The sequence below is a fragment of the Streptomyces sp. NPDC059080 genome, assembly GCF_042739975.1.
GTDB classification, from domain to species: Bacteria; Actinomycetota; Actinomycetes; order Streptomycetales; family Streptomycetaceae; genus Streptomyces; species Streptomyces benahoarensis.
On record NZ_JBHYGX010000031.1, the window covers coordinates 38,738 to 52,840 of the forward strand.

Annotated in this window: 13 protein-coding genes; 3 read left to right on the forward strand and 10 right to left on the reverse strand. The window is 74.0% G+C overall.

The annotated features are described in order from the left end of the window. Positions 1 to 86 precede the first annotated feature (86 nt). The 5 genes from ACFWWQ_RS22220 to ACFWWQ_RS22240 all read right to left on the reverse strand — a co-directional run bounded on the left by ACFWWQ_RS22220 (position 87) and on the right by ACFWWQ_RS22240 (position 4,342). Complete coding sequence (locus ACFWWQ_RS22220) at positions 87 to 1,028, reverse strand: ROK family glucokinase (RefSeq protein WP_384598731.1); 942 nt, start codon at positions 1,026 to 1,028, stop codon at positions 87 to 89. A 115-nt stretch (positions 1,029 to 1,143) separates the two neighbouring features. After that, entirely contained in the window at positions 1,144 to 1,623 is a 480-nt protein-coding gene (locus ACFWWQ_RS22225) for a DUF5304 domain-containing protein (RefSeq protein ID WP_384598733.1), read from the reverse strand. 104 nt (positions 1,624 to 1,727) lie between these two features. Further along, positions 1,728 to 2,927, reverse strand: a complete 1,200-nt coding sequence (locus ACFWWQ_RS22230) for an ArsA family ATPase (protein ID WP_384598735.1) — start codon at positions 2,925 to 2,927, stop codon at positions 1,728 to 1,730. 2 nt (positions 2,928 to 2,929) lie between these two features. Next, positions 2,930 to 3,403, reverse strand: coding sequence for an SRPBCC family protein (locus ACFWWQ_RS22235; protein WP_384598737.1), 474 nt, complete (start codon positions 3,401 to 3,403; stop codon positions 2,930 to 2,932). Positions 3,404 to 3,565: 162 nt separating this feature from the next. Continuing rightward, positions 3,566 to 4,342 carry a metallophosphoesterase gene (locus ACFWWQ_RS22240; RefSeq protein WP_384598739.1) on the reverse strand — a complete coding sequence of 259 codons (777 nt, stop codon included), beginning with the start codon at positions 4,340 to 4,342 and terminating at the stop codon, positions 3,566 to 3,568. Positions 4,343 to 4,685: 343 nt separating this feature from the next. Between ACFWWQ_RS22240 and ACFWWQ_RS22245 the strand changes: the two genes are divergently transcribed. Then, a complete protein-coding gene (locus ACFWWQ_RS22245) occupies positions 4,686 to 6,482 on the forward strand; it encodes an AMP-dependent synthetase/ligase (RefSeq protein WP_384598741.1) in 1,797 nt (598 codons plus the stop codon). 108 nt (positions 6,483 to 6,590) lie between these two features. Here ACFWWQ_RS22245 and ACFWWQ_RS22250 read toward each other — a convergent pair whose 3' ends face one another. From ACFWWQ_RS22250 to ACFWWQ_RS22270, 5 genes are all read right to left on the reverse strand, one after another. Next, positions 6,591 to 7,733 (reverse strand): glycosyltransferase family 4 protein, encoded by a 1,143-nt coding sequence (locus tag ACFWWQ_RS22250; RefSeq protein WP_384598743.1) that lies wholly within the window; start codon positions 7,731 to 7,733, stop codon positions 6,591 to 6,593. Between the two features lie 188 nt (positions 7,734 to 7,921). Continuing rightward, a complete protein-coding gene (locus ACFWWQ_RS22255; protein WP_384598745.1) occupies positions 7,922 to 9,484 on the reverse strand; it encodes a hypothetical protein in 1,563 nt (520 codons plus the stop codon). Between the two features lie 145 nt (positions 9,485 to 9,629). Continuing rightward, a complete protein-coding gene (locus ACFWWQ_RS22260; RefSeq protein WP_384598747.1) occupies positions 9,630 to 10,646 on the reverse strand; it encodes an NlpC/P60 family protein in 1,017 nt (338 codons plus the stop codon). A 303-nt stretch (positions 10,647 to 10,949) separates the two neighbouring features. Next, complete coding sequence (locus ACFWWQ_RS22265; protein ID WP_384598749.1) at positions 10,950 to 12,320, reverse strand: NYN domain-containing protein; 1,371 nt, start codon at positions 12,318 to 12,320, stop codon at positions 10,950 to 10,952. A gap of 19 nt (positions 12,321 to 12,339) precedes the next feature. Beyond that, positions 12,340 to 12,579 (reverse strand): hypothetical protein, encoded by a 240-nt coding sequence (locus tag ACFWWQ_RS22270; RefSeq protein ID WP_384598751.1) that lies wholly within the window; start codon positions 12,577 to 12,579, stop codon positions 12,340 to 12,342. Between the two features lie 307 nt (positions 12,580 to 12,886). Between ACFWWQ_RS22270 and ACFWWQ_RS22275 the strand changes: the two genes are divergently transcribed. Together ACFWWQ_RS22275 and ACFWWQ_RS22280 are read left to right on the forward strand one after the other, a co-directional pair. Next, positions 12,887 to 13,567 carry a rhomboid family intramembrane serine protease gene (locus ACFWWQ_RS22275; protein WP_384598753.1) on the forward strand — a complete coding sequence of 227 codons (681 nt, stop codon included), beginning with the start codon at positions 12,887 to 12,889 and terminating at the stop codon, positions 13,565 to 13,567. After that, complete coding sequence (locus tag ACFWWQ_RS22280; protein WP_143944179.1) at positions 13,564 to 13,845, forward strand: Lrp/AsnC family transcriptional regulator; 282 nt, start codon at positions 13,564 to 13,566, stop codon at positions 13,843 to 13,845. Before ACFWWQ_RS22275 ends, ACFWWQ_RS22280 begins: the two co-directional genes overlap by 4 nt. The last annotated feature ends 258 nt before the right edge of the window (positions 13,846 to 14,103 follow it).

Below are 14,103 nucleotides of genomic sequence, written 5' to 3' on the forward strand. Positions count from 1 at the left end.
GTTTATACCCCCCCGGCCCCCTGGGGCGGGCGCGGGGGCCCGGACCCGGCGCCCCCGCCCGCGGCGGGCCCGGGGCGGGCGGCGGGTCAGCCCTGGCGGGCGAGGTCGGCGGCGCCGACCAGCCCGGCCTTGCCGCCGAGTTGGGCGGCGAGGACCTGGGCGTGCGGCCGCCACTGGCTGCCGACCAGCCGGCGGCGGAACGACTTGCGGATCGGGCCGAGGACCAGTTCGCCCTCGTCGGAGACGCCGCCGCCGACGATGAAGGCGGACGGGTCGAAGAGCGAGGCGAGGTCGGCCAGCCCCGCACCGGCCCAGCGGGCCAGCTCACGGAAGGAATCGACGGCGACCGGGTCGCCGTGGCGCGCGGCCTCGCTGACGTGCCGCCCCTCGATGCCCTCGGGGGTGCCGTCGCCCAGGCCCAGCAGGACCGTGGCCTCCTTGGGGGTGGCGGAGGCGCGCTGCCGGGCGTAGCGGAGCAGGGCACGGCCGGAGGCGTACTGCTCCCAGCAGCCCTGGCTGCCGCAGCCGCACAGCAGGCCGTCCGGGACGACCCGGATGTGGCCGAACTCGGCGGCGACGCCGAAGCGGCCGCGGCGCAGCTTGTTGCCGATGATGATGCCGCCGCCCAGGCCCGTGCCGAGCGTGATGCAGATGACGTCGCTGTGGCCCGCCCCGGCGCCGAAGCGGTACTCGCCCCAGGCCGCGGCGTTGGCGTCGTTCTCGACCACGACGGGCAGGCCGACGCGCTGTTCGACCTTGTCCTTGAGCGGTTCGTGACGCCAGTCGATGTTCGGCGCGAACAGGACGGTGGCCCGCTTCTCGTCGACGTATCCGGCCGCGCCGATGCCGACGGCCTCCACCCGGTGGGCGGCGCCCACGGAGCGGACCGCGTCGGCGATGGCGTCGGTCAGCGCGTCGGCGGTCGGCGGGGTCGGCACCGTGCAGGTGTCCAGGATCGAGCCCTCTTCGTCGACCACACCGGCCGCGATCTTCGTGCCGCCGATGTCGACGCCGATGGTGAGTCCCATGTGTCCCTCAGTTGTCTCTCGAACCCCGCCGTGATCCACCGTACCGGAGCGGGGGAGGGCGAGAGTGGCGTCCTGGGTGGCCCTCGCGACGCCGAGGACCTCGCTCCCCGGGGCGTCAGTCGAGATCGATCCGCTCCGTGCCCGCCGGGCCGTCGTCGTCGCGGGGGTCGTCGGGGCGTCCGGCGGCCTTCGGGTGGTCGCCGGTCTCCTTGCGGGTCCAGCGGGCCTCGCCGTCCTCGACGGCGGAGCGGTACGCGGCGAGCAGCTCGGAACCGGCGGCGGCGAGGTGGTCGAAGACGTCCGGGTGGCGCTCGACGACCGGCTCGACGGCGGCCTTGGCCTGGCGGAACAGGCTGCTGACGGCGGTGGACGCGGCGGCGCCGCCGAGCGCGCCGGGCAGCTGGATCCCGGCGAGCTTGTCGGTCACCGCATCGGCGAGCCTGCGCAGTTCATCGGCGGCGCTGCCCGGCGGGACGCCCTTTCCGGCGCGGCGGCGCTCCTTCTCGGCGGCGAGATCCTCGGCGCAGGCCGTCTCCCAGGCGTCGGCATCGGGAGCGGCCGACGGCTCGGCCGGACGTTCGGTGGCATCACTCATGACGGGCTCCGTGGACTCCTGCGGCAGGTGGCCGCGGCGCGCCGGGGCGCCCGGCGGCCGGGACGGGACTCACCTTTGACGGTACCCGAACGGGGGTACGCGGATCAGCTTCCCTCGGGCCACAGCGCGGGGTCCGGGGCGAAGCGGATCTGCAGCACGCCCTCGCGCAGTCCGGCGCCGGTGACGGTGCAGCGGCGCAGCGCCGAGGGCAGGGTCCGTATCCGGCGGTGACGGCCGACGGTGACGACGATCTCGTCGCCGCGGCGCACCAGCCCCAGGCCCTCGCGGGCGGCGCCGGGCAGCGGCACCCGCCACACCAGCAGCCCGTCGTCGGCGAGCCGGTCCTCGACGGTCCAGGGATCGGCGGCGCGCGGTGCGGTGTCCGTGGTGGCGCCGATGCGGGCGGCATCCTCGTCGAGGAGGGCGGCGAGCGCGTCGAGGCCCTGCGGGTCGCGGCCGAGGTGGGCGACCTCGTGGACCGGGACGCCCGCCGCCTCCTCGCGGAGCGTCTTCAGCGCGTCCTGCTGGGCGGTGGAGAGCGCGGCGAGAAACGGGTCGGCGGAGCCGGTCGGCAGCAGCCGGTTGACGAGGACCGCGTCGGTGCGGCGGCCGTGCAACGCGAGCCCGGCGCGGGCGGCGCGCAGCGTTCCGGCGGCGACCGGCCCGGCGTCGGTGACGAGCCGGACGGTGGTGCCCGGTGCGTCGATCACGGCCTGGACGGCGGCGAGTTCGCGCTCCCAGCCCTCGGCGGCCTCGTACAGCTTCTGGGCGGGCATCGAGACGCCGGCGAGCTGGGCGAGGACCGGGCGCAGGGCGCGGGCGGCCTGGCGTTCGGCGGGCAGCAGCCGTCGCAGATAGCGGCGGACCTGCGCGGGGAGCGCCAGCAGATGGATCGTTTCGTCGGCGGGCGGCGCGTCGACGACGACGGTGTCCCATGCCTCCGAGGCGTGTGCGGCGCGCAGTGCGTGCAGCAGCGCGAAGGACTCGGCGCCGGGGAGCTCGGTGAGTTCGTCGGCGTCGAGCGGGGTGGCGCCGAGCAGGTCGAGGGCGGCGCCCGCGCGGTCCTGGAAGGCGAGGAATTCGGTGCGGAAGCGGTCGCCGGGGTCGATGCGGCGGGCGTGCAGTCCGGGGGCGATCTCGGTGGCCGTGGTGGACAGCGGGGTGCCGAGAACGGTCTGCGGGGCGCTGGTCTGGCCGGTGAGCAGCAGTACCCGCGCGCCCTGCCGGGCCGCGGCCAGCGCGGTGGCCGCGGCGAGGGTGGAGCGGCCGGTGCCGCCCGCGCCCGTGACGAGGACGGTCCGCACGGTCAGCGGGTCTCCGCCGCGTCGGCGGGGCCCTGCGGGCCGGACTCCACGCGCTTCTTCAGGCCCGCGAGCGCGCGGTCGATGATGACCTTCTCGGCCTTGCGCTTGATCATGCCGAGCATCGGGATCTTGACGTCGACGGTGAGCTGGTAGGTGACCTCGGTGGCGGTGCCGCCGCCGACCGGGACGAGGCGGTAGGAGCCGTCGAGGGCGCGCAGCATCTGGGACTTGACCAGCGACCAGCTGACCTCGTCGTCGCCGGTCCAGGTGTAGGCGAGGGTGTGGTCGTCCTTGATGGCACCGGCGTCGAGCAGCAGCCGGACCTGCGCGGCGCGGCCGTGGTCGTCCTTGGCCAGCACCTCGGCCTCCTTGACCTCACCGGTCCACTGCGGGTAGCGGTCGAAGTCGGCGATCACTCCCATCACCTCGGCGGGCGGCGCCGCGATCGTGATGCTAGAGCTGGTGTGTTCGGCCATCGCCGTGACTCCTCCATGCCGATTGCGCCGGTACCGCCCGGCCTCCGGCTCGCGTCGAACCCGGTGTCTCTGCTGCTGAAGGCTACCGCGCGGCGCGGCGCCGCCGGACACCAGCGGGCCGGGGCGGCGCGGGCCTGCGGGGCGGCCGGCCGGGGCGGCGGTTCACCACTCCAGGACGTACGGCCTGCCGGTCGCGCGGAAATGGCCGACGTTGACGCACTCGGTGGCGCCGATGCGCATCCGGCGGGCGAGCGGCTGGTGCACGTGGCCGAAGAGGGAGTAGCGCGGGCGGGTGCGGCGGATGGCGTCGAGCAGGGCGGCGCTGCCGCGTTCGAAGCGGCGGGCGACGGTGTCGTAGCAGAGCTCGGGGACGTCCGGCGGGATGTGGGTGCAGAGCACGTCGACCTCGCCGACCGCCTCGATCTTGGCGGCGTACTCCTCGTAGCCGATCTCGTACGGGGTGCGCATCGGGGACGGCAGGCCGCCGCCGACGAAGCCGAAGACGCGGCCGCCTATCTCGACCCGCTGGCCGTCGAGGACGGTGGTACCCCCGCGGGCGTACTCCGGCCAGAGCCGGGGGATGTCGACGTTGCCGAAGGTGGCGTAGGTGGGGGTGGGCAGGGCGGCGAAGAGTTCGGCGTACTGGCCGCGGACGGCGGTCTCGATGACGGATTCGCGCGGCTCCCCGGCGGCGTCCAACTCGCCCCACAGGCGGCGGCCGAGGGCGCGGGCCTCGTCGAAGCGGCGGGCGGTGCGCAGGTCGATGAGGCGGCGGGCGTTGTCGGCGCCGAAGAGGGCGGGGAAGATGCCGCGCGCGTGGTCGGCGTAGTCGAGGAAGAGCACGAGGTCGCCGAGGCAGACGAGGGCGTCGGCGCCCTCACCGGCGCGGGCGAGGTCCCGGCTGTTGCCGTGTACATCACTGACCACGTGCAGTCGCATGCCCCGAAGCCTAGGGCCTGTCGTCAGACTCCCGTCCGCCACGAGTTGGACGACAGACCCCGGGACGCGGGTGCCACCGACCGGGAGCGGACCGTCCTTCCGGTTACTTTCCGGTCGCCGAAACGCTGGTCTACTCTGCGTTGACGGCCTGTCCCTCGCAGGTGAGGCCGTAAGTTCCACGGCGCACCCCTTGACATGTGACGCATCGAACATCTGGCCGCGACCCCTACCCCAAAGCAATACCGGTGGGTAACGTCCGGGCAGTCCAGTCCCCTGCCAGTCATGGACCGAACCGGTGCAGCACACAGCGTCGTGGCACCGGCGCCAATGAGGAGCAGCAGTCTTGCGCGAGTTCAGCCTTCCGGCTCTGTACGAGGTCCCTTCGGACGGCAATCTGACGGATCTCATCCGCCGCAACGCCGCGCAGCACCCGGATGTCGCGGTCGTGGGACGGAAGGTCGACGGCGTGTGGCAGGACGTCACGGCCACCGCGTTCCTGGCCGAGGTCCGCGCCGTCGCCAAGGGCCTGATGGCCTCCGGCATCCAGCCCGGCGACCGCATCGGTCTGATGTCGCGCACCCGCTACGAGTGGACGCTGCTGGACTTCGCCATCTGGAGCGCCGGGGCGATCACCGTGCCGGTGTACGAGACCAGCTCCGCCGAGCAGATCCAGTGGATCCTCGGCGACTCCGGCGCCGTGGCCTGCCTGGTGGAGACGGCCGCGCACGAGGCGGCCGTCGCCTCCGTACGCGACCGGCTGCCCGCGCTGGCCCACATCTGGCAGATCGAACGGGACGCCGTCGCCCGGCTGTCGGCCGCGGGCGCCGCCCTGACCGACGAGGAGGTGGACGAGCGCAGCGCCCTCGCGGACGCCGACTCGCCCGCCACGATCGTCTACACCTCCGGCACCACCGGCCGCCCCAAGGGCTGCGTGCTCACCCACCGCAGCTTCTTCGCCGAGGTCGGCAACGTCGTCGAGCGGCTGCGGCCGCTCTTCCGCACCGGTGAGTCGTCGGTGCTGCTGTTCCTGCCGGTCGCGCACGTCCTGGGCCGTCTCGTGCAGATCGCCTGTGTGATGGCGCCGATCAAGCTGGGGCACGCCCCGGACATCAAGCACCTCACCGACGATCTCGCCTCGTTCCGGCCGACGCTGATCCTGGGCGTACCCCGGGTCTTCGAGAAGGTCTACAACGGGGCGCGCGCCACCGCGCTGGCCGACGGCAAGGGCAAGATCTTCGACCGGGCGGCGGACACCGCCATCGCCTACAGCCAGGCGCTGGACACCGCGGCGGGCCCGAAGTTCGGCCTGCGGCTGCGCCACAGGGTCTTCGACAAGCTGGTCTACGGCAAGCTCCGCGCCGTCCTCGGCGGCCGCGCCACGCACGCCATCTCCGGCGGCGCCCCGCTCGGCGAGCGGCTGGGCCACTTCTACCGCGGCATCGGCTTCACCGCCCTGGAGGGGTACGGCCTGACGGAGTCCTGTGCGGCGACCGCGTTCAACCCCTGGGACCGGCAGAAGATCGGCACCGTCGGCCAGCCGCTGCCCGGCTCGGTGGTGCGGATCGCCGACGACGGCGAGGTGCTGCTCCACGGCGAGCACCTGTTCACGGAGTACTGGAACAACGAGACGGCCACCGCGGAGGCGCTCTCCGACGGCTGGTTCCACACCGGCGACCTCGGCACCCTCGACGAGGACGGCTACCTCACCATCACCGGGCGGAAGAAGGAGATCCTGGTGACGGCGGGCGGCAAGAACGTCGCGCCCGCCGTGATCGAGGACCGGATCCGGGCGCACGCGCTGATCGCGGAGTGCATGGTCGTCGGCGACGGCCGTCCGTTCATCGGCGCGCTGCTCACCCTCGACGAGGAGTTCCTGCCGCGCTGGGCCGCCGAGCACGGCCGCCCCGCGGACTCCACCGCGGCGTCGCTGGCCGACGACCCGGAGCTGCTGGCGGCCGTGCAGCGCGCCGTCGACGACGGCAACGCCGCGGTCTCGAAGGCCGAGTCGGTCCGTAAGTTCCGCATCCTGCCGGCCCAGCTGACCGAGGACTCCGGGCATGTCACGCCGTCACTGAAGCTCAAGCGGAACGTGGTGGCGAAGGACTTCGCCGAGGAGATCGAGGCCCTCTACCGCGGCTGACGCGGGAGTGGGCGCGGAAGACGTACGGGGCGCGGCCTCTCGGGCGCGCCCCGTCGGCGTGTCCGGGGGCGGCCGCGTCCCGCCCGGGGATGCGCCCCGCCCCCGGGCTCAGAGCAGTTCCTTCAACCGTTCGGCGAGCAGGTCCCAGCGCCACTTCTCCTCGACCCAGGCGCGGCCCCGCTCGCCCATCCGGCGGCGCAGCTCCGGATCGTGCAGCAGCGCGACGACGCGTTCGGCGGTGGCCTGCGGGGAGCCGCCGGGCACCACCCAGCCGGTCTCGCCGTCCAGCACCGCGTCCGGCGCGCCGCCGGAGTCACCGGCCACGACGGGCAGCCCGGTGGCGGACGCCTCCAGGTAGACGATGCCCAGGCCCTCGACGTCGAGGCCGCCGCGCCGGGTGCGGCACGGCATCGCGAAGACATCGCCCGCGCCGTGGTGGGCGGGCAGCTCCTCCCACGGCACCGCGCCGGTGAACCGCACCGACTCCGCCACGCCGGTGCGCTCCGCCAGCGCCCGCAGCTCCTTCTCGTACGGGCCGCCGCCGACGATCAGCAGAACGGCGTCCGGCACCGCGGCGGTGATCGCGGGCATCGCCTCGATGAGAGTGTCCTGCCCCTTGCGCGGCACGAGCCGGGAGACGCAGACGACGACGGGCCGGTCGGTGAGGCCGAGGCGGGCGCGGATCTCGTCGCCGCCGGAGCCGGGGTGGAAGGTCTTCTCGTCGACGCCGGGCGGGAGTGGGACCATCCGGGCGGCGGCCTCGGGGGTGAGCGCCGCGGCGATCCGGCGGCGGGTGTACTCGCCGAGGTAGGTCAGGGTGTCGGTGCCCTCACCGATACGGCGCAGCAGCTGCCGGGCGGCGGGCAGTTGCGCCCAGCCGGCCTCGTGGCCGTGGGTCGTGGCGACGATCCGGCGCGCCCCGGCGGCGCGCAGCGCGGGCGCCATCAGCCCGAGCGGCGCCGCGGCCCCGAACCACACCGACGTACAGCCGTGCTCGCGCAGCAGCGCGGTGGCGCGGCGGGTGACGGCCGGGGTGGGCAGCAGCATCGTCGTACGGTCGCGGACGACCGGGAACTCCTGCTCGGCGTCGAAGGCGGCGGTGGCCTCACGTCCCTCGGCGCCGCGCTTCCAGGTGGAGGCGTACACGACGACCTGGGTGGGGTCCAGGCGCTGCGCCATGTTGTGCAGGAACGCCTGGATGCCACCGGGGCGCGGCGGGAAGTCGTTGGTGACGATGAGGGTCTTGTGCACGCTGCTCTCTCGGCGTCGGCTCGGCTCGGCGGGCGCGACCCGGTGGCCTCGCCTCCCGCCGACAGTACCGGGTCGGTCCCGGGGCGGGACCGGGGCGGGACCGGGAGCCGGTCCGGACGACGACGGCGGCCCGCCCGCCGTACCGCAGCCCCTCGGGCACGCCCCCGTACCGCCCCCGGGCTCCTCCGTCAGGTCAGCGCGCCCTTGAGGTAGGCCCGCCACTTCTTCGTGAACTCCCCTATTCCCAGGCCGAGTTGGGAGCGGAAAGCGGAGTCGAGGTGGGCTTCACGAACGGCCGGACGGCGGGCGCCCGCGGCCCCGGGCGCGGGCGCCCCCGGATGCCCGGCGACGGCCCGCCTCCCGGTCCCGCCCACGGCGTCGTCCCGCGTGCCGCCGTCCCCGCCCGCAGTCGCCGCGGACGACGCTCCGGCGGAGGGCCCGGCCCCGGACGGCGCACCGGTGGGTACGTCGGACGGCCCGTCGGACGCCGCGTCATCGGCCGACGTACCGGACGACGCCACCCCGGCCCCCGACGACGGCGAGGGCGGAGCCGACCGCACCCCCGGCCCCGCATGCCCCTCCCCCGCCGTCACGCCGCCCGCCGCCCGGTAGAACGCGCGCAGCTTCGCCTCGCCCCAGGTGTCCGCGATCATCCGGCAGGCCAGCCAGCCGGACTCGTACGCCTTGGCCAGCCGGTCGGCGCCGCCGGTGAAGCCGAAGTCCGCGTCGGCGGGCAGCTGGCGCGGCGCCTGCCCGGTGGCGAGCGCCCGCGACAGCTCCGGCGCCGCCGCGGCCGCCGCGTGCCGCCGCCCCCGGTACGCCACCCAGTCGGCGAACCCCTCCGAGAGCCACAGCGGGGTGTCCCCGGTGGTGGCCGTGCGGGTGGCGACATGGGTGATCTCGTGGGACAGCACCACCGCGCGGCCCGCGTCGTTGAGGTCCGCGTACGCCTCCGGGTTGACAATCACCCGGTCGGCCGGGGCCTTCGCCTGCGCGTCCGCCTCGCCGGTCGTCACCGCCGCGATGCCCGCGTATGCGGACGTGTCGTCGCTGCCCAGCAGTTGGGCCATCCCGGCGACCGAGCCCGGCGCCTCGATCACCACCTGTCCGCTCCAGCGGCCCTTCCAGGCGGCGGTGACGGCGGGCACCGCCGCGTCCGCCCGGCGCGCCAGATCCTTCAGCCGCCCGCGGTCCCCGGCGGCGCCCAGCACCAGCGCGTGCCGCCCCCGCACCGCCGCCACCGGCCCCTGATCCCACAGCTGGCGGGCGCCGGTGTGGCCGGACGCGGCGGCGTCGCTGTCCGACGCGATCCGCCAGCGGCCGTCCGTACGGGTCAGCGTCAGGTACTGCACGGAGGTCACCGGCTCGGCGTCGAAGCCCTTGAGCCGGTAGCGCAGTTCGACCTTGGCGGCCATCGCGTCCCCGCCGCCGGACGCCAGCGGAAAGGCGTCGGTCTCGACGAGGTCGTAGCGCCAGCCGGTCAGCGGCAGCCCCTTGAGCGTACGGAAGGCGTTGCGCTGCCGGTCGCGGTAGCCGGGCCGCACCGGATCGACGGAGGCGAGGAACGCGGCCTCGTCGTGCTGCCCTACCGCCCGTGCGCGGGCGTCCAGCATCCGCTGCACCTCGGGGAAACGGGCCCGCGGCGGCGGCACCTTCGCGCAGCCGGTCGCCCCGGCGAGCAGCGCGGTCAGCAGCACGGCGCTCCCCGCGGCCGTGGCCCGGGGCGGTCGCCGTACACCCTGACCTGCCATGCGGCCGATCGTAAGCAAAGGCGTGCGGTGACGAAACCGCTGGGGGCCGCCCGGGCGGCAACGGCGCCGCCCCGCCGGCGACCCAGGAGGTCACCGACGGGGCGGGCGGGGTGCGGCGCTGCCGCCGGGCGGGTGGCCCGGAACGTCAGACGCGGACGCCGTACTGGAACGGCATGTTGTTGATCGACTCGTAGCGGACCGCGGCGCCGGGCTTCGGCGCGTGCAGCACGGTGTTGTTGCCCGCGTAGAGACCGATGTGGTGCAGGTCGCCGTAGAAGAGCACCAGGTCGCCCGGCTTCAGCTCGTTCATGCCGACGCGGGTACCGGCGCTGGCCTGCGCCTGCGAGGTGCGCGGCAGCGACTGGCCGGCCTGCTGGTACGCCCAGGAGGTCAGGCCCGAGCAGTCGAAGGAGGACGGGCCGGTGGCGCCCCAGACGTAGGGCGAACCGATCTTCGACTGGGCGGCGGCGAGGGCGGCGGCGCCGCGCTGCGAGGCGGGGACGTCGTGGCCGAGGTCGGCGCGGTCGCTGGAGCGGTTGGCGCGGTCCTCCTTGGCCTGGAGGGCGGCCTTCTCCTTGGCGGTGAGGGTGTTGAGCAGCTCCTGCGCCTTGGTCAGCTTGCCCTGGATCTCGTCCTTCTTCTGACCGAGCGCCTTACGGGTCTCGGAGAGATCCTGGATCTTGCTGGCGGCCTCCGCGCGCTCCTGCGCGAGGCGGCGCTGCTTGTCCGCGATGACCTTGAGCTGATCGGCCTGCTTGCCGCTCAACTGGTCGAGGGTGGCGGCCTTTTCCAGATAGGTGTCCGGGTCCCCCGAGAGGAACAGCTGGACGGAGGGGTCGATGCTGCCGCTGCGGTACTGGCCGGAGGCGACGGCGCCCAGGCCCTTCCGCAGATCGTTCAGCTCGCCCTGGCCGCGGGCCACCTTGTCCTGGAGGTCGGCGACCTCCTTCTGGAGCTTCTGCTGATCTTCCTTGGCACCGTTGTACTTCTCGGTGGCCTGCTCCGCCTGCCCGTAGAGCTTGTCGACCTCGGACTTGACGTCCTTCTTCGACGGGGCGGCCTGCGCGGCCTGGGAGGAGAGGGCTACGGCCGCCGCGGCGGTCGCGGTGAGCACGGTCACGCGAGTACGGCTCGGCTGCTTGGGTCGACGGTGGGACGCCACGGGGGCGAGCTCCTTCTTCCTTCAGCCGCCTACCGGGAAGTGGGGGATGGTGACCCCGGCTCCGCGCGTACGCCGCGGACTCGGCGGTTCCTTCACTGTTCATCCCGGTTGGATGATCAACTGCATGAAGGTTCGAGGCCCGACCTTAGTAACCGAGTTGTGATCGCTTCAAATCCTCCCGGGTAAAAAACACCCCGCCGAGGCCAGGTTTTACCAACATCACACGGGCTGTAGTGGGAACTTGACGGTCAGAGAGCAGAGAACGGACAAATCGTCGAGCCGTCACTCCCGGGCACGTCGCTGTCAGACCCGCGCAAGTCGCTTGAGCAACAGAGCCGATGCCACCGGACGCGCCCCGGCCTTCGCCACACCGTCCGCCACCTCGCGGTCGGTGGAGACCACCACCACCGGCCGCCCCGGCGGCTCCGCGCGCACCAGCTGCCGGATCAACTCGTCCGCCGTCACGCCCGGTTTGCTGAACAGCACCCGCACCCCGCGCGGCGGCGCGAGCAGCACCGGCGCCGCCAGCTCCGCGCCGTCGAAGACACACGTCATCTCCGCGCCGGTCTGGGCGGCGAGCGCCGCGAGGCCACCCAGCAGCCGCAGCCGCTGCTTGTCCAGCGGCATCGTCGGATAGCCGGTCTTGGTGACGTTGTAGCCGTCCACCACCAGATGGGCCTGCGGCAGCGCCAGCAACTGGTCGAGCAGGGCCGGATCGGTCTCCGACAGCGCGCGGCTGGCGACGTCCTTCGGCGTCATCCGGCCGGGCTCCACCGCCTCGACGGTGTCGGCGGGCCGCACCCCGGCGGGCGGCAGCGCCAGCTCCCGGCGCAGTCCCTGGGCCGCGTCCAGCACGGTGTCCAGCAGCAGCCGCACCCGCATGTCCTCGACGCTGCGGCCCTCCCGGGCGGCGCGGCGGCTGGTCTCCAGCGCCGCCTCGCTCTCCCCGATCCGCGCCTTGAGGCGGCGCAGTTCACTGTCGACCGCCGCCTTCTCCGACGCCGCCCGGGACCGCTCCGACTCCAGCGCCGCCTCCGCCTTACGGACCGTCGCGGCGCCCCGCTTGACGTCGCTGAGTGCGCTGCGCAGCTTCCGCTGGAGCGCGTCGTTCTCCTTGCGGACGGCGTCCAGCTCGGCGCGTACCCGGTCGGCGTCGGCACGGGCCTCCGCACGGGCCCGCGCCAGCTCCTCGCGCAGCCGGGTCAGTTCGCGCTCGGTCTCCTCGCCCACCCGCTCGGCGCGGGCCCGCTGCGCCTCCTCGCCCGCCGCGGCGACCAGCTTCGACCAGCCGTCGGGGCGCAGTACGTACGCCGCCGCCGCGATGTCCAGCGGATCGGCGGCGGCGGGCGGGGTACCCCGCTCCAGCGCGTCGGCGACCTCCGGCTGCGCCTCGCGGACCTTCCCGGCGATGCGCTGCCGGAAGACGGCGTCACTCTCCAGCACGGCAGCCATGGCATTCCCCGCGAACTTGGCGCGCCGGGAGGGTGTGAAACGGGCGTACTGCCGCAGCGGCGGCGGGAGTTCGGCGACCGTCAGGGCACCGAACGCGTCCGCGGTGAGCGCCACGACACGGCGCCGGACGCCCTCGGGCAGCGGGCGGTCGAGGGCCTCCTCGCCCTCACCGCCGGACGCCTCCCCGCTCGCCCCCGGCTCCCCTGCTGGACGCTCCACCACGGTCTTCTCGCCCCGACCCTCAGGCGTCCGCGCCCGGACGGTCGACCAGCTCGATCTGGTCGACCGCGTTGCACCAGCGGCAGCGCACGGACTCGACGGAATCGCTGAGCACCTCACGCTCCTCGACCTTCGGTTCCCCGGCCAGATCGAGGTGCAGGTACTCCACCACCTTGGACGTGCGGGTCACGTCGAAGCGGGTGAGGTTGCCGCACAGGGTGCAGCGCCACCGGGTCCGGTCCGTCGGCAGGGGAACAGCCATCGTGATCGTCCTTCTTCCTACTCGTGCGGTGCGGGTGCTGCGGCCTCACGCGGTGCGCCGTCGGACTGCGGGAAGTACGCAAAGTACCGACCGTAACCCTACGGCCTGACGGCATGGCCGCGCGGGCATCGCCCAGGAGACGGGACGCGGCGAGGCAGTCCGCCCCGATTGCCCGCATTACGGCATGATCCCCTTCATGACGGCGCCGCCTCTGCCTCCCCCACCACCCGATTCCCCCCGGCCCCGGCGGCCGCACACCCCACCGGACGCCCGCCATCCGGACCGCCCCGCCCGCAGCACGTACTCCGTGACCAACATCCTCATCGCCCTGTGCTGCGCCCTCTTCGTCCTCGGCCCCGCCTCCGGCCTCAACCCCCTGTACGGCACCGGCGACGCCCTCCTCCAGGCGCAGACCGCGTACTTCGAACGCTGGGGCGTCATCCCCCGCGACCTGTGGGCCGGTCACCCGGCCGCCTGGCTCGCCCCGCTCACCGCGCTCTTCATCCACGGCAGCTGGCTGCACCTGCTCGGCAACGCCCTCTTCCTCCACGTCTTCGGCGACATGACCGAAGCCCGCATGGGCCGCACGGCGTACACCGTCTTCTACATCGTCACCGGCTACCTGGCGCTCCTCGGCTACGCCGCCGCGCACGCCGCCTCCGGCCAGACGCTGGTCGGCGCCTCCGGCTCCATCTCCGGCGTCCTGGGCGCGTTCCTCTACCTCTTCCCCCGCGCCCGCGTCACCAGCCTCCTCCCCTTCCTCTTCTTCCTGCCGCTGCGGTTCCCCGCCTGGGTGGTACTGCTCTTCTGGTTCGCCCTCCAATGGCTGGCCGCCCAGCGCGACCCCACCGGCCCCGGCGTCGCCTACCTCGCCCACGTGATCGGCTTCGCCCTCGGCTTCCTCTACGCATGGGCCCGCCACCGGCCCGCTACTGTGGAGGTCACCAGGGCGAACGCACCGGCGACCGAGGGAGAGAGCCAGCCGTGATCACGTCGATCGTGCTCATCAAGACCAGCGTGGACCAGATCCCGGAGATCGCCGAACAGATCGCCGCGCTCGAAGGCGTCAGCGAGGTCTACTCCGTCACCGGCGCGCACGACCTCATCGCGATGGTGCGCGTCGCCGCGCATGACGATCTGGCCGATGTCATCCCCGGCCGCATCAGCAAGGTGCCGGGCGTCGCCTCCACCGAGACGCATATTGCGTTCCGCACGTACTCGCAGCATGACCTGGAGGCGGCGTTCGCCATCGGGCTCGATACCTGAACGCTGCGCTGGGCTGTTATCTGTGACGGTTCGCCTGCGGCGGGCCGTTCGCCTGCGGCCTTCCCGCCATCGCGGCGACGCGCCCTTCGCCTGCGGCGCGCCCGTGCTCCTTCGACCATCCCGCCGTCGCGGCGACGCGCCGTTGCGCCTGCGGCGGGCGTGGGTTGTCGGGAGCGGGGGGGGGGGGGGGGGGGGGGGGCGGCGGGGGGGGGCGCCCCCCGGGGGGGGGTGTTGGGGGGGGGGGGGGGGGGGTCGACG

What these genes read in the sequence shown, in the direction of transcription:
- ACFWWQ_RS22225 (WP_384598733.1), bottom strand. Translation starts at nt 1,623, where the DNA reads ATGAGTGATGCCACCGAACGTCCGGCCGAGCCGTCGGCCGCTCCCGAT.
- ACFWWQ_RS22255 (WP_384598745.1), bottom strand. Translation starts at nt 9,484, where the DNA reads ATGGCAGGTCAGGGTGTACGGCGACCGCCCCGGGCCACGGCCGCGGGG.
- ACFWWQ_RS22220 (WP_384598731.1), bottom strand. Translation starts at nt 1,028, where the DNA reads ATGGGACTCACCATCGGCGTCGACATCGGCGGCACGAAGATCGCGGCC.
- ACFWWQ_RS22270 (WP_384598751.1), bottom strand. Translation starts at nt 12,579, where the DNA reads ATGGCTGTTCCCCTGCCGACGGACCGGACCCGGTGGCGCTGCACCCTG.
- ACFWWQ_RS22235 (WP_384598737.1), bottom strand. Translation starts at nt 3,403, where the DNA reads ATGGCCGAACACACCAGCTCTAGCATCACGATCGCGGCGCCGCCCGCC.
- ACFWWQ_RS22240 (WP_384598739.1), bottom strand. Translation starts at nt 4,342, where the DNA reads ATGCGACTGCACGTGGTCAGTGATGTACACGGCAACAGCCGGGACCTC.